This window comes from Parabacteroides sp. CT06 (assembly GCF_002257605.1).
Taxonomy (GTDB): Bacteria; Bacteroidota; Bacteroidia; order Bacteroidales; family Tannerellaceae; genus Parabacteroides; species Parabacteroides distasonis.
Map to the genome: position 1 here is coordinate 3,031,221 of NZ_CP022754.1, position 23,780 is coordinate 3,055,000.

Below are 23,780 nucleotides of genomic sequence, written 5' to 3' on the forward strand. Positions count from 1 at the left end.
CTTTTTAAAAATTAAAACTCAACCCCATCGTATAGGAACGAACCACCGGATAAGATCGCTTATCGTCTATACCTAAGGTATTATTTACGATAGAGCTATTTATCATCGGAGTCAATCCCGAATAACCTGTAATTGTCGCCAAATTATTTACGGAAACCGAAAGCCGTACGTTTCTTACATATTTCCTTAAATTACCAAGAGACACGTTCCAACCCAACGTCAAATAATCAAAATTGATATAATCCCCTTTCTCCAACCAATAATCCGTAGCCGTCTGATCTTGGATATTCCGGGATGGGGCTTCTCGCAACACGTTATAATCCGGGAATATATCCATATTCATATAAGTTAGCGATGTTCCATTATAAATCTTATGCCCAAAGGCTCCGTTAATCTGTACTGATAGATCGAATTGTTTATACCGGAAACTGATATTAGAGCCTAAAAGTGTTTTCGGCATAGCTTGTCCCGCAATATAACGATCCTCACCATCCTCCAAACTCACCCCGTTTCCATTCAAGTCTTCAATCTCATACTTATAGCCACCGTTCCCATCGGAAACCAAACCTGTACATTTCGGTAAATAAAAAACACCCAAAGGCTGTCCGACCATTTGATAAACGATATGATTATACCCTCCATGGAAACCAGCCCCATTTAAATCCGAGATGCTAGTATATTCCGGGGCGGACATATATTCCCCTTTATAGTAACCGCTCAAGGAGAGCAATTTATTCCGTTGGAAAGTTACGTTTACGTTTATATTCAATTCCATATCTTTCGTACGCAAGGGCGTGACGCCAATACCCAATTCCACGCCACTATTTCGCATCGATCCCAGATTCGCCAACATTTTATTATAAGCGAAAGGCGGAACGCTTACATCGTATAAATACAACATATCATCCGTCTTGGAATTATAATAATCTACGGCAAGAATAAAACGATTGTCGAAAAACCCGGCATCGATACCGGCATTGAACGTACGTTTCACCTCCCATTTCAAGTCCGGATTCGCATTACGGATCGTACCCAAGGTAACGGTGGGCGCACCATTTACGGAAACAACCCCATTAGGCTTCATCAATCGCAAAGAATTGTAAGAATCGATCGCGTCTTGATTACCGGATAGGCCATATCCCGAACGAATCTTTAAATTCCTTACCCACGAGACACCTTCCATAAACTCCTCTTCGGTCAACACCCAAGCGACAGAAGCCGAAGGGAAAAAACCCCATTTATTATTGGCCCCCACTTTCGAAGAGGCATCCGCACGGGCATTCACGGTAGCGATATACTTTCCATCATAAATATAATTCACACGTCCAAGGAAAGAAGCCAGATGAGGAGCCTCATAGTAAGAACCGGTCCCCTCCCATAAACGTACCGCACCTGCCTGTAAATTATCATAACCAAAACGATCGGTACTGAAATTCGTCGCAGTCGTATAAAAACCTCTCGTTATCATTTTCTGAGCTTCCGCCAATCCCAATACATTTAGCTGATGCAAACCAAAGTCTTTTCTATAGGCCAACATGAAATCTCCTAATAAAGATTCTGTTTTCCGCTCCCCCCGATAAGCCTGCCCATGCGCCCAAACCGAAGTAGGGAGGTATTGGGCGTTATCTATTACATTATAGGTATACGAACCGAAAGCCGTAAACATTAAATGCTTACTCAAGTTAAAAACCAGTTTTAAGTGCGTATTTATATGAGCATTCGAATCATCATCCTTCACCTCCAACCAGGCCAAAGGGTTCGTGATCTGGCTAGCGTTGGTTATTTGATCCCAGCTACCCGTCTCCATATTCTTATGATTCGGAAATGTCGGGTTGAAAGTAGCGGCGGAATAGAACATCTTCTGTACATCATTTAAATAAGCATTTTTTAGCAAGGAACCAAATATGCCTAAATCAAAGACCAGAAGATCATTGAACGCATGCTGCGTAATATTCAACTTGGTCGTAAAATTACGTGAGTTCGTATTTCGGATAACCCCTTCCCTTTCCACAAATCCCAAGGAGGCACGATAACTGGAAGTCTCCGAACCACCCCCAAAAGCGATATGATGATTCTGCACCAACCCCAACCGGGTAATCTCATCCTGAAAGTCCGTATTATTCCCTAAATCTAAAATACCGATATTACGTTCCTCCGCCAGTTTCCGGAAACCATTCGCCGATAACATATCCAAACTTTTATAAGCCGCCTCCACACCGAAACTCCCATCATAACTGATACTAAAAGCTCCCTGCCGCCCTTTCTTTGTCGTTACCTCGATAACACCGGAAGCACCACGAGAACCATATTGAGCAGTCTCAGAGGCATCTTTCAAGATCGTGAAGTTCTCGATATCCGCCGGATAGATCGAGCTAAGTAAATTAAGATCGGCAAAAACCCCATCAATAATCACCAACGGATCATTACCTCCCGTCAAGGAAGTTGTACCCCGGACCCGGACGGCAGCCAAGGCAGCGGCGCTATTTCCTCCAACCGGGATACTAACGCCGGACACCCTTCCCCTAAGAGCGTCCAAGGGTGTAGAGATCAATCCCTCATTCATCCCTCCTTCATTCACCCGATTTACGGAACCGGATAAAGTACTACGATTGCCCGTAGCATATCCGACAGTGATCAACTCATCTATCAAATTGGAGTCCGACAAGAGAGGCTTGATCGTATCCGGCAGAAGCGGTAGCTCCTGACCGTAGCCGTAAGAGAAAGACAAGGCCCCGCAGAGAAACAAAAACAAGACTTTTCGGATATATATAAAAACTTTCATAAGTACGTTGGATTTAAGATTAATAACCCATATAAATAAAACTTCCCTCGGTTTAGTTTTGTTCGCACCCAAGATACAACATTTCCTCAAGATCTTAAAAATAAAAGCGTACCAAGTTGTCAAGAAGCCTCGACAAGGCTTTAGCGATATTTAATAATGTCCCTCAAAAATATATACGGAAATATTTCTTTATTCCGTAATAGATTGTACCTTTGCCATCGTTAAAAAACATAGCGTATTATTAAGTAATAACATACTAAAACTTATTTATTATGTCAAAAGTAACAGTTGTTGGTGCCGGAAATGTAGGCGCTACTTGCGCAAATGTTCTTGCCTTCAATGAAGTGGCAGACGAAGTTGTAATGCTAGACGTAAAGGAAGGCGTATCCGAAGGTAAAGCGATGGATATGATGCAGACCGCTCAATTGCTAGGTTTCGATACTAAGGTTGTAGGTTGCACAAACGATTATGAGAAGACAGCTAACTCTGACGTTGTAGTTATCACTTCTGGTATTCCTCGTAAACCGGGTATGACTCGCGAAGAACTGATCGGTGTTAACGCTGGTATCGTTAAGAGCGTAGCTCAAAACATCTTGAAATACTCTCCGAACGCAATCTTGGTAGTTATCTCTAACCCGATGGATACAATGACTTATTTGTCATTGAAGTCTTTAGGCTTGCCGAAGAACCGTATCATCGGTATGGGTGGTGCTTTGGATAGCTCTCGTTTCAAATATTTCTTGTCTCAGGCTCTAGGCTGTAACGCTAACGAGGTTGAGGGTATGGTAATCGGTGGTCACGGTGACACTACAATGATTCCGTTGGCTCGCTTGGCTACTTACAAAGGTATTCCTGTTAGCAAATTGTTAAGCGCAGAGAAATTGCAAGAGGTTGTTGCTTCCACAATGGTTGGTGGCGCTACATTAACTAAATTGTTAGGTACTTCCGCTTGGTACGCACCGGGTGCTGCTGGAGCATTCGTTGTTGAGTCTATCATCCACAACCAAGGCAAGATGGTTCCTTGCTCTGTTTACTTGGAAGGTGAGTACGGAGAATCTGATCTTTGCATCGGTGTTCCTGTTATCCTTGGCAAGAACGGTATCGAGAAGATCGTTGAGTTGGAATTGACAGCTGAGGAGAAAGAGTTGTTCGCTAAGAGCGCTGCCGCTGTTCATAAGACTAACGAGGCTTTGAAAGAAGTGGGTGCACTTTAATTTGAATTTCTATTAAAGCGATAAAAGAGGCTGATCCTTCGGGGTTAGCCTCTTTCTTTTTATGTGGATACGGATAGTTACGACGGAATGAAGATAATATTCGTGTTCTTTAGCCACTGAAGATACATACGGAACAGAATATCCGGGATAAAATAAATATTATCTTCTTCAGTCAGCAAATCCAATTCCATCAGTTTACGGGCAGCCGCTTGGACTGCACTGCTGGAGACCAATGAATATTTACGAATGAAACCGGCACTCATAATCTTCTCCGCCTTACCTGCTGAGGCTATGGCATACAGCAATTCTTTCTGACGTTCGGGAATTCTGGACAATAGTTGGCGATATCCATCGCCTGCCTCTTCCAAAACTCCATCAACTGTCTGCCGTAATATATCCAACGTACAACTACTGCCTATAGGGATATTTATAAAAGCTTCATGAAAAGTTTTCTGCATATAATATGTATTCCCCTCAAACAAACGATATATAACCAATACATCTTCCTCACGAATAGCCCGTTCATACACATCAAACCAATGACAGACAAAAGGTATGTATTCTTCAGCGACGATAGGATACAATTCCAAAATCGATGTACTGTTATAGAATGGACGAGCGGAAGAGAGGAACATCTCCGTTACCAAATGACACCCACTGCCTGAAAAGATAAAATGCACATTAGATAAATGCTGAATATGGGAGCGCAATAAAGCTTCAATATTTTTTTCAGGGTATTTGGAAATCTGCTGAAATTCATCAAAAGCCACGATACAGGGTTTGTCTGCCTTTTTCAGACATACATGCATATAATTTAGCAACAAGCAAAGAAACCCCACCAAGCAGATCACGGGAAATACTGACCTTGGCACAGCCAAGCAAGTCTATGCGAATCACAAAACAGGTCCCACTATCCGGCGAAGCTTGGCCATCTGATCGTCCGGGATGAAGGCCACGGGACGTATGCCGCCTCGCCTCTCTCCGGCGATGTTCACCATGAAACGTTTGATGTATGGAAGGTGCACGATCTCCTTTCTACGTAAGGTATTGGTACAGCGGATGAAAACTATGGAGCGGAACAGGATTCGTTCTACCCACTTCCGCTTGCCTGCAGCAGTGAGGCTCATCTCCTTTTGGGAAGCGACATAGACCTCATAATCCTTCTCCCCTTCCGGCTGGCTCGCCACACGTTTCTCCAATCTGTCGACGCAAAGTTTCTCCGAAATTTTGATAAAATAGAAGGTTCTCGTTATTAATATAGGTATAAGGGATTTCCTCCCGACCACTAAACCGCTTGAATGAATTCAAGGCATCTTGATAACTCTTCGCCGTAGAATGATGTCCTCCCTCACATAACTCGGTTATGTACGTCCGCATACAAAATCGTTCTTTCCCATACTCATCACATTTACTTAAATTTAAACGCTAGCAAATGTAATACAGAACGTACTTATTAAATGCGCAAAAAAGATGTATCGCAGAATTACATCCCAAACCGGTAATCACTACTTCAACTTTCCAGCCTCATTCAATACTTTCAGGAAGTTGCTCCAAGCTTTCTCTATCTTTTGCATGTTTTCGTCCCTTTCCTCTTGGTTACTTACCTCATTTTGTAGAACATCTACAACAGGATATCCATCATATAAATAATATCTCTGATAATCCCCTAATAAGACTGGGGCATTATAGATAACGGAACTTATCGAAGAGATACTGCCTACCGTGAAGTGACCGTTTCCAGCTATCCGGAATTCAACCTTCTCATTGCCTCGCACGTCTTGCTTGATAGAAATATTCTTCTCGAAAACGATTTCTTTTGTAACTGAATTAAAAGATTTGATATCATCCGGGACTTTGATCACTTGTCCGGTAGTAGCCGTATCAAAATTTTCCTCATCATTATCGCAAGCGCAATAACCGATGAGAAATACAGACATGATAAGATATAATAAAAATGACTTTTTCATATTAAACCTCCTTTATTGGATTTCATTGTGTGTTGTCTTATTAGTAAGACACTTAAAAAGAGACAAATGCTGCACGTTTACCATTATTTAACAAACATTATTAACCAAACCGTCCTTCCATTACATAAAAAAGCCGGAGGAAATGATTTCCTTCGGCTTTTACCTATCGTTTGTTATTGGTATTTATTTGACAATACCTAATTTAGACTCACCAACGAAATCTATAATATGTTGGATCTCCTTACTCATCGGAACCTGATCCTTGATCATTAACAAGGCATCCGTAAGGCTGCTGTTTCCTTGGAAGATGATCCGGTACGCATGACTGATGTGCTTGATAACCTTTTCACTGAATCCCTCATGAGACATGATGAAAGAGTTCACGCCATAATACGTGGTAGGCTCTTGAGCCGCTACGATAAAAGGAGGTATATCCTTACGGAAACGACAGCCGGTTTGAATCATCGCCCAAGCCCCAACCCGGGATCCTTGGCTCATCAATACATTGCCTCCGAAGATCACATAATCTTCCAAGATACAATTTCCGGAAATCTTACTACCATAGCCGAATACACTACAGTTTCCGATCTGCGTATCATGAGAAACATGTACCCCCTCATGCAAGAAATTACCATTACCGATACTAGTACGTCCTTCCGCTGTCGAGGAACGGTTAATCACCACATTCTCACGAATCACGTTGTCATCTCCGATTACGGCGATCGTATCACCTCCCTTATAAAAGAAATCCTGAGGCTCAGCAGCGATAACAGCCCCGTTAAATACACGGTTGCGATTTCCCATGCGTGTACCGCTCATCAAGCTGGCATGAGGCATGATCTCGCAATCATCCCCGATCTCCACGTTCTTATCAATGTACGCAAAAGGATGAATCGTAACGTTCTTCCCGATCTTTGCGCTTGAATCTACATATGCTAATGGACTAATCATAACTTTACTACATTTAAGGTTATTATTCTCTACCACCACCGATGGCACTGTATAAACTGACAACCGCTTGCATACGCTGCACATTGTCGGACACTTCCGTCAACTGGGCACTCAAAAGACTCTGCTGGGCGGAAAGGATTTCCAAATAAGTAGATTGAGCCGACTGGAACAAGGCACTGGTATAAGCCACCGCTTTCTCTAGCTGCTCGATCTGCGCTCTGTCTTGCACAAGCTTCTTGCTCGTGGCATCATACTCATGTAAAGCATCACTCACCTCCTTACCAGCTTCCAGAATTGTCTGCTGATAATTCATTTGAGCGATCTTCTCTTCTGCCTTCGATACCTTCAAGTTAGCGACCAACTTACCATTGTTGAAGATCGGTTGGGCCAACGAAGCCAAAGCTTGAAACATGAATTGACCCGGATTAGCGACCTGTATGCCTGAACCGTTCGTCCAACCAGCCGTAGCCGTGATATTCAATCCCGGATAAAAAGCGGCACGGGCTTGGTTCGTCGTATAATAAGCACTGGCAAGTGTCATCTCCGCGATCTTTACGTCCGGACGATTCTCCAACAATTGCAAAGGCACACCAACCATGATATCCTCCGGCATTACTTGTTCCTCCAAAGTACCCCGATCAATCTGTTGAGGGGCCTTAGCCAATAACACGGACAATGAGTTTTCCACGCTACGCACCTGGCTCTCCAGCTCGATCAACGAGCCGGAAACCTGATGGTAAGCGGCACGCATTTGCGTCACGGCAGCCTCGGTAGCCATACCCGCTATCTTCATAGCCTCCATGACACGAATATTCTCTTTATAGATATCAACCGTCTTAGCGGTAATTTCCACCTGCCGATCAAGCATCAACAAGGTATAATAAGTATTCGCTATACCACCGATCAATTGAGAGCGCACGGCCTGTCTTGAATACTGGCTCTGTAAGTAGGAGGCTTTTTGGCCACGGCTCGCGTTCAAGAGCTTTCCGAATAGGTCAACCTCCCAGCTAGCGGCCGCAGGAGCCGTGTAAGCTTTTACATACCCACTGCTTTCCATCTTCGTAATCGTACCTTGGGGAGCAAGGTTTATAGAAGGCAAGAAAGACAGACGGGCAGAAGTCAACAATACTTTCGCTTCCTCTACCCGAAGAACAGCTGCCTGCATATCTACGTTATTAGCTAATCCCTCCTCAATTAACGCCTGTAACTTCGGATCACGAAAAACTTCCTTCCAAGGAAGGTTTCCCATATTGGTCGTATCCGCGGAGGCTAATGTATCAGTCTCGGAAACCGGATCACGATAAATTCCCGTCGCATCGATGGAATCCGGACGCTCGTATGCCTTATAGATATGGCAACTGCTTAACAAAGCAGTCGCACATACCATATATATAATTTGTTTCTTCATTGTCATCTCTTATTTTATTTTAGCGTACTGTTCTATTTCCGTACTCATATCGCTGTTATCCAAATCTTCCCATTCGATCGGCTTGAATTTCTCCTGTAAGTACTGGAATACCACGAACAAAACCGGAACAATAAAGATCTGGAAGATCATACCGATGAACATACCGCCGATAGCCGCTGTACCCAATGTACGGTTACCGTGCGCTCCTACTCCGAATGCGAACATCATAGGCAACAATCCGACCACCATCGCCAATGAGGTCATCAAGATCGGACGCAAACGGGCGGCGGCTCCTAACACGGCAGCCCATGTGATACTCATACCCATACGACGACGTTCCAAAGCGAACTCTACGATCAAGATAGCGTTCTTCGCCAACAAACCTACCAACATGATCAAGGCGATCTGCATATAGATATTGTTAGACATGGTTCCTACGATCATCTTCAACGCCGGGATATTTCCCAAAGCGGCCCAACCTTGGACGAACAAGAAGCTACCCATCAAACCGAACGGCACGGAGAGCAATACGGACAAAGGAAGGATGTAACTCTCATACTGCGCACTCAACAGCAAGTAAACGAATACGAAACACAGCAAGAAGATCAAAGCCGTCGTACTACCACTCGTACTTGCTTCCTCACGCGCCATACCTCCTAACTCATAACCAAAGCCTGCCGGAAGCGTTACCTTAGCCACCTCGTCAATCGCCTTCAACGCCTGACCACTGGTATAACCATCCGCCGGAGCAACCATCACCTTGATAGAAGTGTACATATTGAAACGACTGATGATATCCGGGCCGTACACCTTCTTCATCGTAATGAACTGGGAAATCGGAGCCATATCGTTACCACTCTTTACCTTGATGTTTTTCAAAGATTCCATATTCTTACGCAAATCAGGATCCGCCTGCACCATTACACGGTACATCTTACCGAAGCGGTTAAAGTTAGAGGCATACAAACCGCCATAATATCCTTGCAAGGTAGACAAGATATCAGCTGGACTAATACCGGCTTTCTTACAGGCGGCAGCGTCGATATCGATCTCATATTGCGGGAAGTTCGGGTTAAACGTAGATTGAGCGGACTTGATCTCCGGACGTGCCGTCAGAGCGGCCATATATTCCTTGGAGATATCAAAGAAACGATCCAACTCACCACCGGTCTTATCCTGCATATTCAACTCGATATCACTAGACGCTGAGTAACCGGGGATCATAGGAGGCGTAAAGAACAATACTTGAGCGTCCTTTACGATCTTTTGGGCACGCATGAACAAGCTACCATATACGATATCGGAATTTTGCATCATAGAACGCTCCTCCCAATCTTTCAGCTTGATGATGAATGAACCGTAAGAAGGCCCCTGACCACCGATGAAACTAAAACCGACAACCGCCGTACGAGACTCAACGGCCGGATCGGCAGCGATCAAGCTATCCACCTTATTCATTACCTCAAAGGTACGCTCCTGAGAAGTTCCCGGGGGTAACGTAACGGCACCCATAATCGTACCCGTGTCCTCGTTCGGCACCATACCCGTAGGAGTAACCTGCATCAAGAACACCAATAACGCAATACATGCGGCAACAATACCGAATGAAAGCCATTTCTTCTGGATGAAGAATACGATACTTTTCTTGTATTTAGCCAACAAAGAATCATAAGCCGCATTAAACGAAGTATGGAATCGGGAAACGAAGGTCGTTTTCTTTTCCTTATGTTCCGTATCGTGTGGTTTCAGGAATATCGCACACAAGGCGGGACTCAATGTCAAGGCGTTCAAAGCGGACAAACCAATAGCGATCGCCATCGTCAGACCAAACTGGCGATAGAACGTACCGGCCGTACCTCCCATGAAACTTACGGGAATAAACACGGACATCATGACCAACGTAATGGAGACGATAGCGCCACCCAACTCACTCATGGCATCGATAGAAGCGAGTTTCGCCGACTTGTACCCTTGGTCCAACTTGGCATGGACACCCTCGACGACGACGATCGCATCATCGACCACAATCGCGATGGCAAGCACCATAGCACAAAGAGTCAACAAGTTGATACTAAATCCGATCAAGGATAACATAAAGAAGGTACCGATCAAGGCAACCGGAATAGCGATAGCCGGAATCAACGTAGAACGCAAATCCTGCAAGAACACATATACCACGATAAACACCAATACGAACGCCTCCAACAAAGTCTTGATTACCTCATGGATAGAAGCGAACAAGAAGTCATTGGCATTCATGGAAATATTCACCTTCATTCCGGGAGGCATTGTCAACTGAGTTTCCTCCAGCAAGGTTTCAATGTTACTAATTGTTTCCGTAGCGTTGGTTCCCGGCATCTGGTAAACGATACAGGTAACGGCGTCGTGACCATTTACACGGTTGATAAAGTTGTAAGTCAAACGCCCCAACTCGATATCAGCGATATCTTTCAAACGCAAGACCTCACCATCCGGCAAAGCCTTTACAACAATCTGCTCAAACTCATTAACCTCTTGCAAACGTCCTTTGTAGCGAATCGTATATTGAAAGGACTGATTACCCCTTTCGCCAAACGAACCCGGAGCCGCCTCTACGTTTTGTTCAGACAAAGCTACGGTCACATCGCTCGGACTTAATTTATATTGAGCCATCACATCCGGCTTCAACCAAATACGCATGGAGTAATCCGTACCCAACACGTTCGCGTCACCTACACCATGTACACGCTGCACTTCCGGAATCAAGTTAATCTTCGCGTAATTCTCCAAAAACTCAGAGTCATAACGATCGTCCTCGGCAAATACAGAAAATACCAACAACATAGAGTTCTGGCGTTTCTGGGTAGTCACACCAATCTGCGTTACCTCGGCAGGCAACAAACCTTGAGCCATAGACACACGGTTCTGCACGTTTACAGCCGCCATATCCGGGTCTGTTCCCTGCGTAAAATAAATGGAAATTTCCGCGGAACCGTTATTCGAGGCGGTAGAACTCATGTACATCATGTTCTCAACACCATTGATCTGGTCCTCCAAAGGCGCAATCACACTATTCAATACGGTTTGCGCGTTAGCACCCGTATAAGTGGCTCTCACCGATACGGTTGGAGGGGCGATATCCGGATATTGGGTAACCGGCAAGGAAATCAAGCCTAGGAAACCCAAGATGACAATCAAGATGGAAATCACCGTGGAGAGCACCGGGCGGTTTATAAATCTATCTAATTTCATGTTTTTCGTTTTTACTCGACAAAAGCGAATATTTGTCTTATTCTATGATTACATATTAATTAAAAGCGGTCTGCAAATTACCGTCATGCTGGTCTTTCAAGGCCTGATCGTACTTTGCTTTTTGTTGCTCACGAGTAATCGGCTGGATCTCTTGACCGTCTTTCAAGATCTGTACGCCTTCCACGACAATCTTATCGCCAGACTTCAAGCCATTTGTTACTAAATAGTTCTTACCATCATCCAAATTGGAAACCTTGATCTCCGTATTCTTCACCGTATTATCAGACTGCAATACAAATACGAACTTCTTATCCTGGATCTCCACGGTAGCCGATTGAGGGATCGTAATGATATCGTTCATCGTATACGGGAAGATAATATTACCGGTACCACCGCTTCGTAAGACATTTCCCTCGTTAGAGAAAATAGCACGCATGCTTACAGAACCGGTAGATTGATCGATAACACCGCTCACGGCATCAATCTTACCCTCATGATGGTACGTAGAGCCATCCGCCAATTGCAGTCTTACGGCCGGCATCTTCTCTAATTGCTCTTTCAAGGTACCACCGGCTTTCGTCAATGCCAATAACTCCTTTTCCGTCATAGAGAAATACACATACATATCACCGATCTCAGATACGGTAGTCAGCGGTTGAGCGATCGAAGCGCTTACCAAGCTACCTACACGATACGGGAATGTACCGACAACACCGTTCGAGGGACTTGTAACCGTACAGAAAGATAAGTTCTGGTTAGCGCTCACCAATTGAGCCTCTGCCTGCGCCAAGCTCGCTTTTGCCGACATCAGCTGGTTCACGGCTGTTTGATACTCGAAATCACTGATGATTTTCTGATCAAACAAAGTCTTCTTATTCCTCTCGGTCAATGTTAAAGTGCTTACGTTTGCCTTCGCCATCTCGACCGCGGCCTTAGCCTGACCTACCGCAGCAGCGTACTGCGTAGGATCAATTTGGAACAACGCCTGTCCTTTACGAACCGTAGCTCCCTCATCCACACATAATTTCACGATAAATCCAGAAACTTGAGGACGGACTTCGATATCCTGCGTACCTTTGATGGTAGCCGGATAGGATGTTGTTTGGTCGCTAGTCGTTGAATTGACCGCCATCACAGCGAACTCAGCATCCCCTAATTTCATACCACTCTGACTGTTTCCACAGGCAGTTAATAAAGACATACCAACCGCAAACAATGCGATCTGCCTTAACTGAGTAATCGTAATTTTCAGCATTCGTTTATCCATATTTGTATATAATTATATATTCAAGGCTGTTTTTCAGTTACCTTCTCTTTCTAACCCAAGTGGAGATCTTTTACATCTATTCACACAATAGGGTCTTTACTCGCTGTTTCATCCTACAAATGTAGAAACTTTTTACACGATTTTCTGTTTCCTACTTATCTTTTTCACCTAAATTAATAGCACTTAGAAGGAAGCACCTGTTGAAATACATCTATTTTGGTTTCAAACGAAAATAAAATTGTTTTTTTCAACAATATATTTTACATTTGTGTCCACACACAATAAACAAATATTATACATTATGGAACCTAAATTTATAATATCAGAAGTATTCAGTACCGCATGGAAGGGAACGAAGTCGCAACTATGGATATTAGCCGGATTATTAATCGGATATTGTATCTTGTCTTTCACGCTGACAGCGTTCGCGATGCCCATGCAAAGTTCTATTATCGGTAAAATCATCGTAAACGTGATCAGCGCGTTATTCTCCATTATTTTCTCCTTAGGATATATGAAAAATATATTTCAGGCGTTGGATGGGGAAGAACCTCAGTTTTCCGCATATGGACAACAGACAAAGAATATCATCACCTACTTTCTAGCGAGTCTTATCACGGGATTTGTCGTATTGGCGGGTTTCTTATTTTTTATCATCCCCGGTATTTATCTGGCATTGCGCCTTCAGTTCTTCCAAGCCTTTATTATCGAGGAAAACGCTGGAATTATCGAGTCTTTGCATAAAAGCTGGGAGATAACGAAAGGACAAGCATTGCCTCTGTTCATTCTGGCGTTGGTAATGATCGGGATCCTGATATTAGGATGTATTTTGTTCGGTATCGGAATTTTCGTCGCCGTTCCTCTTATCTATATGATGTATGGCTACGTTTTCCGTAAATTGAACACACCTCTTCAAATACTCGAATAAACAGAGAGGACGAATACACACTACAATCTATACCATGAATAAAAATTACAGGATAAAAGATATCGCCGAATTATCCGGCGTATCGACCGGTACGGTAGACCGCATTTTACATGAGCGGGGAAAGGTATCGGAGGACGCACGGAAAAAGGTGGAGAAAATCTTAAAAGAAATTGACTATCAACCAAATCTGATAGCCCGTTCTTTAGCGTTGAAGAAAAAATATCATTTCATCGCCTTGATCCCTTCTTTCCATGAAGGGGAATATTGGGCGAAACTAAGCCAAGGGATCGAGAAAGCAAAACGGGAATTGTTTAGCTATAATATCGATGTCGAGCAAATCTATTTTGACCAATACGACAGCAACAGTTTCGACGAATTAATCCCGAAGATTGAGACCGCGGATTGCCAAGGGGTTATCATCGCTACATTATTTAAGCAAAGTGTCTTGACCTTGACCCAGCGGCTAGACCAGAAAGGTATTCCTTATATATTGATCGATTCTTTTATCGATCACACGAATTGTATCTCTTATTACGGAACGCATTCATATGATTCGGGTTATATAGCGGGACGCCTTTTATTCGAGCAAATCCGTCAAGGGGACGATCTAGTGATTTTCCGTTTCACCCGTAAAGGGGATTCATGTTCTACGCAAGTGCAGAAACGAGAGGAAGGATTCCGGGATTATCTCGCCAACACCCCATTCAAGGGAAAGATTCATTTGCTGCATGTGCACGCAGATGATAAGGAGGAGAATAAGAGGCTACTGAATACTTTCTTCGAGAAATATCCTCAAGTAAGAATCGGTATCATCTTTAATTCGAGGGCCCATTTCCTTGGAGATTATCTAAGTAGCGAACGGCCGGACTATCCTTTCAAGCTTCTTGGCTACGACGTGATAGAACCGAACGTCCGTTATCTGGAAAACGGCTTGATCACGCATTTGATCGCCCAACGACCGGAGGTACAAGGATATCATTGTATCAAGGCACTCTTCAGGCATCTGATCCTTAAGGAGAAAATTGAGCCTGTCAATTATATGCCGATCGATATCTTGGTAAAGGAAAATATACAATACTACAATAATTATATCTGATGAACTCCTTATTTAGCGTAAAAGAGAAAGTGATTTTGTTGACCGGAGGCTATGGTATATTAGGAGCCTGCATGGCCAAGCACTTGGCGAGAGAAGGCGCGTACGTCGTAATCCTCGGACGAAACGAGCAAAAAGGATCTGCCTTGGTCAATGAAATTAAAGCGGAAGGGGGCGAGGCCTTATTCTTGGTTTCAAACGTATTGGATAAAGCCTTGCTGGAGCAAAACAAACAAGAGATATTGAAAGCATATGGGAAGATTGATGTTTTAGTCAATTTGGCGGGTGGCAACCAAGCCGGAGCGACGATTCCTCCCGACAAGACGATCTTTGATCTGGATATCGATGCTTTCCGGACAGTCGTAGACCTGAACTTATTCGGGACCGTACTGCCGACAATGGTTTTCGCCGAGGTCATGGTGGGACAAGGGAAAGGAAGCATTATTAACATCTCGTCCGAATCATCCCTACGCCCATTGACTCGTGTGGTTGGCTATGGATGCGCAAAAGCCGCTATCAACAATTTCACGCAATACATGGCCGGGGAGCTGGCGATTAAATTCGGAGAGGGCCTGCGAGTGAACGCCATGGCACCGGGATTCTTCCTTACCGAGCAGAACCGGGCATTGATGAGCAATCCGGATGGATCACCTAGTGATCGTTGCAACACGATCGTCGCGCACACGCCGTTCCGCCGCTTAGGAAAACCGGAGGAGTTACTCGGTACTTTACAATGGCTGGCGAGCGACGCCTCCGCATTCGTAACCGGTACCGTGATCCCCATAGACGGAGGTTTCGACGCTTTCTCCATCTAAATAATGTGCCAACCAGCCATGCATCAAACCGCATTGGCATATTGGCACATTGATAAATTTAAAAATTATTCATTATGTATCTATGTGAGCAAACTTGGCGTTGGTACGGACCGAATGATCCTGTCAGCCTTTGGGACATCCGTCAGGCGGGTGCCACCGGTATCGTAAATGCGTTGCACCATATCCCGAACGGGGAAGTTTGGACTACGGAAGAGATTCAAAAGCGGAAAGCCTTGATCGAATCCGCCGGATTACGGTGGAGTGTGGTTGAGAGTGTGCCCGTACACGAGCATATCAAGACGCAAACCGGGGATTTTCAAACCTATATAGAGAACTACAAACAAAGCATCCGTAATCTGGGAGCTTGCGATATCCGGGTAGTTACTTACAACTTCATGCCGGTATTGGACTGGACTCGTACCGATTTGGCTTATACGATGCCGGATGGCTCCAAAGCCTTGCGCTTTGAACGCGCGGCTTTTATGGCGTTCGACTTATTTATATTGAAACGACCGGCGGCGGAAGCCGAATATACGGAGGCGGACAAGGCGAAAGCCAAGGCACGCTATGACGCTATGAGCGAGGAAGACCGCCAGCTGTTGGTTCGCAATATGATCGCCGGACTACCCGGCTCGGAAGAGACTTTTACGATCGAGCAGTTTAGGGAAGCGTTAGACCGTTATAAAGATATCGACGCGGAGAGACTTCGCTCGAACCTGATCTATTTCTTACGGGAAATAGCTCCCGTGGCGGACGAGGCCGGTGTCAAGCTCGTTATCCATCCGGATGATCCCCCCTATTCCATTCTCGGGCTTCCCCGTATCTTGAGCACGGAAGATGATTTCCGGAAGTTAATAGAGGCCGTGCCGAATCCTAGCAACGGGCTTTGCCTATGCACAGGTTCTTTCGGTGTCAGAAGTGATAACGACTTGGCCGGGATCATGGAACGTTACGGGGATCGGATCGATTTCGTTCATTTCCGCAGCACGCAACGAGACTCGGAGGGTAATTTTTTCGAGGCGAACCATCTGGAGGGCGATGTGGACATGTATGGTGTCATGAAAGCCTTCCTTGAATTGCAGCAACGCCGCCAATGCTCCATCGCCATGCGACCGGATCATGGACATCAAATGATAGACGACCTAAAGAAGAAAACCAACCCGGGCTACTCCTGCATCGGACGTTTACGGGGTCTGGCCGAGCTACGGGGATTGGAGATGGGTATCGCCTTATCCCTGTTCAAAGGACATTAAAAAGACAGCGTCTTACAGTTAGCACAGTACTGTGTACGAAGTACCGCAGTACTGTGGCTGAAGTACTACAGTACTCTGCACGAAGTATTGCGGTACTCAGCACGTAAGTACTGGAATACTTCGTACAGAGTACTGCCCTATTTATAGCACAAGGCTACCTCGACCCTATGGGGGAACATCACAAACCGAACAACCGGGGAATCAATAAGCTTAAATCCGGCAAGAACGCCACCAAGAACAAGACGATAACCATCGCCGCGAACATCGGCAGCAACGGACGGATCACTTGATCAATCTTTGTCCCCGCCACGCTACATCCGATAAACAATACCGAACCCACCGGTGGCGTACACAATCCCACACAAAGGTTCAACACCATCATGATCCCGAAATGTACCGGGTCCATCCCCAATTGCCCCGTCGCTATCGGCAGGAAGATCGGGGTAAAGATCAAGACAGCGGGCGTCATGTCCATAAAGATCCCGACAATCAATAGGATCACGTTTATAAGTATCAAGATGACCACCGGATTGTCGCTTATGCTCAGCAGAGCGGCACTTACCGTTTGAGGAATATTCTCATAGCTCATGATCCAAGACAAGCCCGTACAAGTCGCCACCAAAAGAAGGACGATAGCCGTAGTCTTGGCCGATCGCAATAACACTTGCGGCAATTTAGCCCAAGTAAGTTCTTTATAGATAAAAGAGAGGATTAACGCATACAATACAGCGATCGCCGAAGCCTCGGTCGCCGTAAACAGTCCCGCCAAGATTCCTCCGATCACGATCACCAATAGCATCAAACTAGGGATCGCCCTGAAAAATACCCTTGTCGCCTCCGAGAACGGAACACGTACGCCAACCGGATACCCCTTTCGTGCGGCAAACATAGCGGCTACGATCATGATCGCCACTCCCGTAAGAATTCCCGGTAGATAACCAGCCATAAACAAGGCGGATACAGAGACTCCACCACTCGCCAAGGAGTAAACGATCAAGACATTACTCGGAGGTATCGTCATGCCGGTAGTGGCGGAAGAGATATTTACGGCGGCACTGAAATTCGGATCGTAACCGGCCTTTTTCATCTCCGGTGTCATAATACTCCCGATAGCAGAGGCAGCGGCGGCGGCAGAGCCACTGATCGCCCCGAATAACATATTCGCCACGACATTGACTACCGCCAGTCCTCCGGGCAACCGTCCGACCAGCACTTTAGCGAAATCGATCAAGCGCAAGGCGATACCTCCGCTATTCATGATATTCCCCGCCAATATAAAAAACGGGATCGCCAACAGAGCGAAACTGTCCAGACCCGAAGCCATACGCATCGCATAAGTCGTAAGGGCGGGAAGCGAGTCTATATTCACGAGCATCGTCAATATACCCGCCACACCGATGCTATACGCTACCGGAACCCCGACCACCAGCAGGAAAAAGAAACTTATCACTAATACAAGTATACCTATAATATCCATATCATCAGTCTTTTAAGAATTAGAGGAACGAAATAAGGCGATCGCGTTATCTATCGCATAATAAGCGGTAAGCAATCCTCCTAGCGGCAATGCCAAATACACATATCCTAAATTAATCTCTAAGGAAGCCGAAGTAACTCCCAAATGAAAACGAGTGTATACCAGCCAAGTCCCACCTACGATCAATACAAATACAGCGAATAAAAATACGATCAAGAAGATAAACAATCGCAAGAGCTTCCTGCGGGAAGGACGTATATGTTGAAGTAATAAATCGATCGCTAGATGCTCATTTTTACCGGATACATAAGCGGCCCCCAGCAATCCCACCCAGATCAATAAATATCCGGCCAATTCATCCGTCACGGAACTCGGGGAAACCAGAATATACCGGCTTAATACCTGCCATAACACATCCACGACCAAGAAAGCCATCAAGAAAATCAACGATAGCTCCAATCCTTTATCAATTATCTTTCTCATGGGTATTCTGTATTTGATCGATTAAATCATGAAAAACCGGATCATTCTTAAACCGCTCGATCATCGGGGCGGCGGCATCCATAAACGGCTGCTTATCCGGGTAAATAATTTCCACTCCGTGCGCTTCCATCTCCTCTAGCGATTGCTTCTCTTGCTCCGCCCAAAGTTTCCGTTGATAAATAGCGGCGGCGTCAGCGGCCTGCCGCAGCCAATTACGTTCTTGTTCCGTCAGCTTCTGCCAAGTAGCCAAACTAATGATGATCACGTCCGGACACATCGTGTGCTCATTGACTGAATAGTATTTTACCACCTCATGATGGAACGCTGTTGTCACGGAAGGCGTATTATTCTCGGCTCCATCCACGACATTACTTTGTAAGGCCGTATACAATTCACCCCAATCCACGGGAGTAGCCGAACCACCGAATGTCTTCATCATCTCCACGGCTATCGGGCTCTTTTGCACACGGATCTTCAGTCCTTTCAGATCCTCGGGAGTACGAATCTGCTTGTTTACCGTATAAAAGCTACGGGCCCCCGAGTCAAAATAAGCGAGTCCCCTAAACCAATAAGGTTCCGTTGATCCCAATATCTGTTTACCTACCGAACCATCCAACACCTCGAAAAACTGCTCACGGGAACGGAATAGATAAGGTATGCCAAATACCTTAAACGGATCGGCAAATCCTTCCAACGCGGCGGAGGAAACTTTCGTGATATCGAGACTTCCTATTTGAAGCAACTCTATACATTGATTTTCAGACCCCAATTGAGCGGAAGAATAAATGTCCATGCTCATCTTTCCTCCGGACAACTCTTTCAGACGCTCGTTCATATAGAGCAATCCCAAATGGACGGAATGGCTGGGGGGCAATCCGTGCGCCAGTTTCAGCACCCTTACTTCCTTTACCCCTTCCTTACAGGAGAAGGAGAAAGATACGCACATCAGGAATAGCAGGGCGGTCTTTAGAACTTTCATATTAGAAATGTTAACAATTCGTTGTTTATCGACAAATATAAAGGAAATAATCGAATTGTGCACGTACACAGAAGAAAAAAGTGGCCGCTTTCTTCCTGCCTATATTCACATACGGAACAAGAAGAGTACGGCCTTGATTTAACCTATTTCTCTAATGTTATGATGAAACATCGAGACGGTCAAATGTAGAAACAATCAAAGTGACCGGTCTTATATCGACCGTGATCTTATTTCACGAAAGCGTGAAACTTATTCACGCCTTTTCTCTAACAGCCATTTACGGATCTCCTCTATATCTTCCTTGTCCGCTTCTATAGTGATTGAATATCGCCGGGGTTCGTCCGCTAAATACACCTCCCGCAAGAAATCATAGGCTAAGACTTCCGATATACGCAGTAACAAATCCACATCAATACTGCTTCGCTTAAATATCTTATAAATATTGGTACGTTCATAATGCAACGCATGGGCAAAATCGGAAACCGAAAGTCCCCGCTCTTCCATTTTCTCCTTTATTAACGAACCGATATGTATCTCCTTTTGTTCTTTCATATACAAAAGCCGTTTTTAAGGTAATCTTATCTCATAAATAAACCCACATCTGAGAAAAGGTGTGTTACACTTTACCTTAAACCCGTCAAACTGCGGCACGACCAAATGCCTTGTACACAACAGAAATAAGGCAAAGGAACACACCAAATACAGGTGTATTCGCATTGTCTATTTCTCTGTGTACTTTAAATTGGTCGTTTTCAGTTTAGAGAAATGCCAGCAAATACAATATCGTCATCCTCCCTGACCAAAGAGACAAACTGGTCCCCTCAATCATCGTATAATATCTCCATTTTACCTTCACAAAGGTAGGCAAATTCAACTATCAGAAAAAACACAAAGAATAAAAAGAAGTATAAACATATCGGAAATATAGGCCATTGAAAGAGGCTTTTTTATACTTTTGTGGTAAAACAATATCTAATGGCATCTAAAATACACAACGGAATACTCATTCTTACGCTAATTTTATTTGCGTCTTGCCGTACGCAAAAGCCTGCTCCACGCCCGGCCCCTCCCGAGACTGTGGATTTCCCTACGGCGAATATTCCTCTTCCTGTCATGGATTTCAATTTCATGTTGCCGGAAACTCCAGAGCTAGCGGTTTGTCATTCTCCTAGAAAAGATATCACGGAAGCCTTTACGCCCCGTGATAAAAGCCAGATAGCGATCAAGGACCCCAAGCTATTCGATGAGAATAACACGGAAATTATTGATTTATCCTTGATCCCCTCCGGGGAATACGCATTTCCCCTTCCTAAAGGAAACGTGATCTCTCCTTACGGGGGAAGGAGAAGACATCATTCCGGAGTAGATATCAAGACTTGTGCCAACGATACGATCGTGTCTGCTTTCGATGGTATTGTCAGGATGGCGAAACCATTCGCCGCCTATGGCAACGTTATCGTTGTCCGCCATTATAATGGACTGGAAACGATCTATAGCCACAACTCCAAGAACTTGGTTAAACCCGGAGATCGTGTTCTCGCCGGACAACCGATCGCCTTAACCGGACGTACCGGCAGGGCTACTACCGAGCATTTACATTTTGAGACTCGTATAAACGGAGTTCATTTCAATCCGAATATCGTCTTCAACATGGCTAAGAGGAAATTACGTTCAAAATGTCTGGTTTGTACCCAGAAAGGTAATAACGTAATCGTCAAATCGGTTGATATATTACCCCATCAAAAGGCTGGTCCATACGTACCGCCACCTCCTTATAAATGGGTTTACAATGAATGAAAAAAGGCCTTACGGACAATCCGTAAGGCCTTTTTTCATTCCGTGGAGATGGAGAGATTCGAACTCTCGTCCAAACGAGGAATTAATTTGCTTTCTACATGTTTATCTTCGCCTTCATTGTCGGGGAAGAGCAAGACCGAAGCCACCCACTCATCCCTTATCCTCTAAAGTTTCGCCTGAGACCCGAGGCTTATCTCAAACTATCTCCGATATTGCTGCACCACCTGATCGGAACGCTTCGGAGCCACAGCATCCGGGTGATGTCACGTCCCCGCAACTTTTGCAGGGATTAAGCTTGAATCTACTATACTTCGATTAAGCAGCGAGAGCGTAATTATTTTCGCCAGTTAATTGTTCGTTGTCTGAGATTTAAGTGCAAGCCAACCACGCACTACATGCTTACAAACCACTTCTACCCGCTGTCAAAACCGGTCATCCCCATGGTTTTGTAATATTTCTTTTGGCAAAGATACATATAATTTCGAATTTAGCAAAGACCCATAACTGATTCCTTCCGATTAGGATTATTTTAATGTAAACGAAGCTGTTTTCACCTCTTTACTATTTCCACCGATCATTACCTGAAACTCACCCGGCTCAGCGACATAATCTAAGGTTGAATCGTAGAATTTCAACATATCCACATCAATATCAAAGGTTACTTTCTTGCTTTCTCCCGCTTTTAACGCAACTCGCTTGAATCCTTTCAATTCTTGGACCGGAGGGGTTATGCTGCGTACGATATCACGTAAATAAAGCTGTACGATTTCCTCTCCATCCTGAGCCCCGGTATTGGTAACAATCACGGATGCTTGAATTTTTCCATTTGCATCCATAGAATTCGTATTCAAAGATACATCGCCATACGTATAAGTCGTATAACTCAAACCGTAACCAAATGGATAAAGAGGCTCATTTAACACATCTATATAATTGGAGACATAACGAGTGTACCAAGCATCAGGAGACATAGGACGTCCTGTCATCTTATGATTGTAATAGATCGGACATTGGCCTGTTACACGAGGAAAAGACATGGTTAACTTCCCCGTCGGAGAAACCTTTCCGGTCAAGACATCGGCAATAGCCGCTCCTGCTTCCGTACCACCGAACCATACGTTCAAGATCGCATTCACCTGCTTTTCCTCGGATTGTAATGCCAAAGGTCTTCCGGTAAAAAGTACCATTACGATCGGCTTTCCTGTCTTTTGGATAGCATCCAGTAATTTTTTCTGCGTTTGCGGCATTTCAAGGATGGCTCTACTAGCGCCTTCTCCACTCATATCTATCGATTCACCCAAAGCAGCGATAATCACATCAGCGCCTTCCGCCACTTTTAGGGCCTCGGCGATTAATTGTTCATCGCTTCTATCATCCCGGGTTGAACGATTTTGATCCGTAAAGTTTGCTTCATAGACGGAATCATCGACTAGATTGCTGCCTTTTGCAAAAACAACCTCTACTCCATTTCCCAAAGATTCCTGTAAATCCTCTACCAATCCATGATAAGATTTAGTCTGCTCATCATATTTCCACGATCCAGCCATATTCGCCTTGCTATCCGCTAAAGGACCGACTACAGCGACCTTACGACATCCTTTAAGTGGAAGCAGATTATTGTCATTTTTAAGTAACACGAAAGACTCCGCCGCAATACGACGGGCCGCGGATACGTTATTTACCGACAAGAACTCTTTGGCGGCTCTTTTCGGATTACAATATTTATATGGATCATGGAACAATCCCAATTGGTATTTTGCGATTAGTATTCTCCGGCAAGCAGAGTCAATCTCAGCCTCTGTTATTTTCCCTTCTTCCAATGATTTCTTTAATACGGCATGATAACAGTCCGCTATCATATCCATATCGACACCCGCCTTTAGCGCCTTGACTCCGACTTCCTGACTATTACCTATTCCATGGTTTACCATCTCCGCTATTGCCGTAAAATCAGACACGACAAAGCCGTTAAATCCCCATTGTTTACGCAACACGTCATTAAGAAGCCAAGTATTTCCGGTCGCGGGGATACTTTCAAATTCGTTGAATGAAGTCATGATACTTCCTACTCCTGCTTCTACAGCAGCCTGATAAGGACGCATGTAATAATTCATGGCAGTCACACGGCTCATATC

The 23,780-nt window shown here is 44.7% G+C and carries 19 protein-coding genes, 1 other RNA gene and 1 pseudogene (1 of these 21 only partly in view); 6 read left to right on the forward strand and 15 right to left on the reverse strand.

Going from position 1 to position 23,780, the window contains the following annotated elements; translation table 11 throughout:
* Window positions 1-4: 4 nt before the first annotated feature.
* Window positions 5-2,782, reverse strand: a complete 2,778-nt coding sequence (locus tag CI960_RS13095; RefSeq protein ID WP_005855411.1) for a SusC/RagA family TonB-linked outer membrane protein — start codon at window positions 2,780-2,782, stop codon at window positions 5-7.
* Between the two features lie 272 nt (window positions 2,783-3,054).
* Between CI960_RS13095 and mdh the strand changes: the two genes are divergently transcribed.
* Window positions 3,055-3,996 (forward strand): malate dehydrogenase, encoded by a 942-nt coding sequence (gene mdh / locus CI960_RS13100; protein WP_005855409.1) that lies wholly within the window; start codon window positions 3,055-3,057, stop codon window positions 3,994-3,996.
* Between the two features lie 77 nt (window positions 3,997-4,073).
* Here mdh and CI960_RS13105 read toward each other — a convergent pair whose 3' ends face one another.
* The 8 genes and pseudogenes from CI960_RS13105 to CI960_RS13140 form a co-directional block, all read right to left on the reverse strand.
* Complete coding sequence (locus CI960_RS13105) at window positions 4,074-4,766, reverse strand: ATP-binding protein (protein WP_227211195.1); 693 nt, start codon at window positions 4,764-4,766, stop codon at window positions 4,074-4,076.
* 123 nt (window positions 4,767-4,889) lie between these two features.
* A complete protein-coding gene (locus CI960_RS13110; RefSeq protein WP_172724960.1) occupies window positions 4,890-5,195 on the reverse strand; it encodes a hypothetical protein in 306 nt (101 codons plus the stop codon).
* Window positions 5,196-5,217: 22 nt separating this feature from the next.
* Window positions 5,218-5,373, reverse strand: a pseudogene (locus CI960_RS23445) (integrase); the annotation flags it as partial.
* A gap of 128 nt (window positions 5,374-5,501) precedes the next feature.
* Complete coding sequence (locus tag CI960_RS13120) at window positions 5,502-5,963, reverse strand: hypothetical protein (protein ID WP_005855403.1); 462 nt, start codon at window positions 5,961-5,963, stop codon at window positions 5,502-5,504.
* A 183-nt stretch (window positions 5,964-6,146) separates the two neighbouring features.
* Window positions 6,147-6,914, reverse strand: a complete 768-nt coding sequence (gene lpxA, locus CI960_RS13125) for an acyl-ACP--UDP-N-acetylglucosamine O-acyltransferase (RefSeq protein ID WP_005855399.1) — start codon at window positions 6,912-6,914, stop codon at window positions 6,147-6,149.
* Window positions 6,915-6,936: 22 nt separating this feature from the next.
* Window positions 6,937-8,328 (reverse strand): TolC family protein, encoded by a 1,392-nt coding sequence (locus CI960_RS13130; RefSeq protein WP_005855397.1) that lies wholly within the window; start codon window positions 8,326-8,328, stop codon window positions 6,937-6,939.
* 3 nt (window positions 8,329-8,331) lie between these two features.
* Window positions 8,332-11,553 (reverse strand): efflux RND transporter permease subunit, encoded by a 3,222-nt coding sequence (locus CI960_RS13135; protein ID WP_094582382.1) that lies wholly within the window; start codon window positions 11,551-11,553, stop codon window positions 8,332-8,334.
* Window positions 11,554-11,608: 55 nt separating this feature from the next.
* Window positions 11,609-12,820 (reverse strand): efflux RND transporter periplasmic adaptor subunit, encoded by a 1,212-nt coding sequence (locus tag CI960_RS13140; RefSeq protein ID WP_009276246.1) that lies wholly within the window; start codon window positions 12,818-12,820, stop codon window positions 11,609-11,611.
* Between the two features lie 301 nt (window positions 12,821-13,121).
* Between CI960_RS13140 and CI960_RS13145 the strand changes: the two genes are divergently transcribed.
* The 4 genes from CI960_RS13145 to uxuA all read left to right on the forward strand — a co-directional run bounded on the left by CI960_RS13145 (window position 13,122) and on the right by uxuA (window position 16,909).
* Window positions 13,122-13,748, forward strand: coding sequence for a hypothetical protein (locus CI960_RS13145; RefSeq protein ID WP_005855391.1), 627 nt, complete (start codon window positions 13,122-13,124; stop codon window positions 13,746-13,748).
* Between the two features lie 34 nt (window positions 13,749-13,782).
* A complete protein-coding gene (locus CI960_RS13150) occupies window positions 13,783-14,844 on the forward strand; it encodes a LacI family DNA-binding transcriptional regulator (protein ID WP_011965983.1) in 1,062 nt (353 codons plus the stop codon).
* Window positions 14,844-15,656: an SDR family oxidoreductase gene (locus tag CI960_RS13155; RefSeq protein ID WP_005855387.1), complete on the forward strand. Its 813-nt coding sequence runs from the start codon at window positions 14,844-14,846 to the stop codon at window positions 15,654-15,656. The genes CI960_RS13150 and CI960_RS13155 overlap by 1 nt, the downstream gene beginning before the upstream one ends.
* Before the next feature lie 74 nt (window positions 15,657-15,730).
* Window positions 15,731-16,909, forward strand: a complete 1,179-nt coding sequence (uxuA, locus tag CI960_RS13160) for a mannonate dehydratase (RefSeq protein ID WP_005865129.1) — start codon at window positions 15,731-15,733, stop codon at window positions 16,907-16,909.
* Between the two features lie 178 nt (window positions 16,910-17,087).
* Here uxuA and CI960_RS13165 read toward each other — a convergent pair whose 3' ends face one another.
* The 4 genes from CI960_RS13165 to CI960_RS13180 form a co-directional block, all read right to left on the reverse strand.
* Window positions 17,088-18,386 carry a TRAP transporter large permease gene (locus tag CI960_RS13165; RefSeq protein ID WP_008780864.1) on the reverse strand — a complete coding sequence of 433 codons (1,299 nt, stop codon included), beginning with the start codon at window positions 18,384-18,386 and terminating at the stop codon, window positions 17,088-17,090.
* A 12-nt stretch (window positions 18,387-18,398) separates the two neighbouring features.
* Complete coding sequence (locus CI960_RS13170) at window positions 18,399-18,869, reverse strand: TRAP transporter small permease (RefSeq protein WP_057317709.1); 471 nt, start codon at window positions 18,867-18,869, stop codon at window positions 18,399-18,401.
* The gene (locus CI960_RS13175; protein WP_005855377.1) at window positions 18,853-19,848 is read right to left on the reverse strand and encodes a TRAP transporter substrate-binding protein; all 996 of its coding nucleotides are present in this window, start codon (window positions 19,846-19,848) and stop codon (window positions 18,853-18,855) included. Before CI960_RS13175 ends, CI960_RS13170 begins: the two co-directional genes overlap by 17 nt.
* A 249-nt stretch (window positions 19,849-20,097) precedes the next feature.
* Entirely contained in the window at window positions 20,098-20,400 is a 303-nt protein-coding gene (locus tag CI960_RS13180; protein ID WP_005865121.1) for a helix-turn-helix domain-containing protein, read from the reverse strand.
* Window positions 20,401-20,823: 423 nt separating this feature from the next.
* On the opposite strand from CI960_RS13180, the gene CI960_RS13185 reads away from it, so the two are divergent.
* Window positions 20,824-21,645, forward strand: a complete 822-nt coding sequence (locus CI960_RS13185) for a M23 family metallopeptidase (protein ID WP_094582384.1) — start codon at window positions 20,824-20,826, stop codon at window positions 21,643-21,645.
* 40 nt (window positions 21,646-21,685) lie between these two features.
* On the opposite strand, the gene ssrA is transcribed toward CI960_RS13185, so the two are convergent.
* Window positions 21,686-22,085, reverse strand: a transfer-messenger RNA (tmRNA) gene (gene ssrA / locus CI960_RS13190).
* An 84-nt stretch (window positions 22,086-22,169) separates the two neighbouring features.
* Window positions 22,170-23,780 carry the 3' portion of a beta-glucosidase BglX gene (bglX, locus tag CI960_RS13195; protein ID WP_022193076.1) on the reverse strand. The gene runs 702 nt beyond the window's last position, so 1,611 of the gene's 2,313 nt are visible here — the last part of the coding sequence; its start codon lies beyond the right edge, outside the window; it ends in the stop codon at window positions 22,170-22,172.

Coding starts and splice junctions, on each gene's coding strand:
- CI960_RS13095 (WP_005855411.1), bottom strand. CDS start 2,782: ATGAAAGTTTTTATATATATCCGAAAAGTCTTGTTTTTGTTTCTCTGC.
- mdh (WP_005855409.1), top strand. CDS start 3,055: ATGTCAAAAGTAACAGTTGTTGGTGCCGGAAATGTAGGCGCTACTTGC.
- CI960_RS13120 (WP_005855403.1), bottom strand. CDS start 5,963: ATGAAAAAGTCATTTTTATTATATCTTATCATGTCTGTATTTCTCATC.
- lpxA (WP_005855399.1), bottom strand. CDS start 6,914: ATGATTAGTCCATTAGCATATGTAGATTCAAGCGCAAAGATCGGGAAG.
- CI960_RS13130 (WP_005855397.1), bottom strand. CDS start 8,328: ATGACAATGAAGAAACAAATTATATATATGGTATGTGCGACTGCTTTG.
- CI960_RS13135 (WP_094582382.1), bottom strand. CDS start 11,553: ATGAAATTAGATAGATTTATAAACCGCCCGGTGCTCTCCACGGTGATT.
- CI960_RS13140 (WP_009276246.1), bottom strand. CDS start 12,820: ATGGATAAACGAATGCTGAAAATTACGATTACTCAGTTAAGGCAGATC.
- CI960_RS13145 (WP_005855391.1), top strand. CDS start 13,122: ATGGAACCTAAATTTATAATATCAGAAGTATTCAGTACCGCATGGAAG.
- CI960_RS13150 (WP_011965983.1), top strand. CDS start 13,783: ATGAATAAAAATTACAGGATAAAAGATATCGCCGAATTATCCGGCGTA.
- CI960_RS13155 (WP_005855387.1), top strand. CDS start 14,844: ATGAACTCCTTATTTAGCGTAAAAGAGAAAGTGATTTTGTTGACCGGA.
- uxuA (WP_005865129.1), top strand. CDS start 15,731: ATGTATCTATGTGAGCAAACTTGGCGTTGGTACGGACCGAATGATCCT.
- CI960_RS13165 (WP_008780864.1), bottom strand. CDS start 18,386: ATGGATATTATAGGTATACTTGTATTAGTGATAAGTTTCTTTTTCCTG.
- CI960_RS13170 (WP_057317709.1), bottom strand. CDS start 18,869: ATGAGAAAGATAATTGATAAAGGATTGGAGCTATCGTTGATTTTCTTG.
- CI960_RS13175 (WP_005855377.1), bottom strand. CDS start 19,848: ATGAAAGTTCTAAAGACCGCCCTGCTATTCCTGATGTGCGTATCTTTC.
- CI960_RS13180 (WP_005865121.1), bottom strand. CDS start 20,400: ATGAAAGAACAAAAGGAGATACATATCGGTTCGTTAATAAAGGAGAAA.
- CI960_RS13185 (WP_094582384.1), top strand. CDS start 20,824: ATGGCATCTAAAATACACAACGGAATACTCATTCTTACGCTAATTTTA.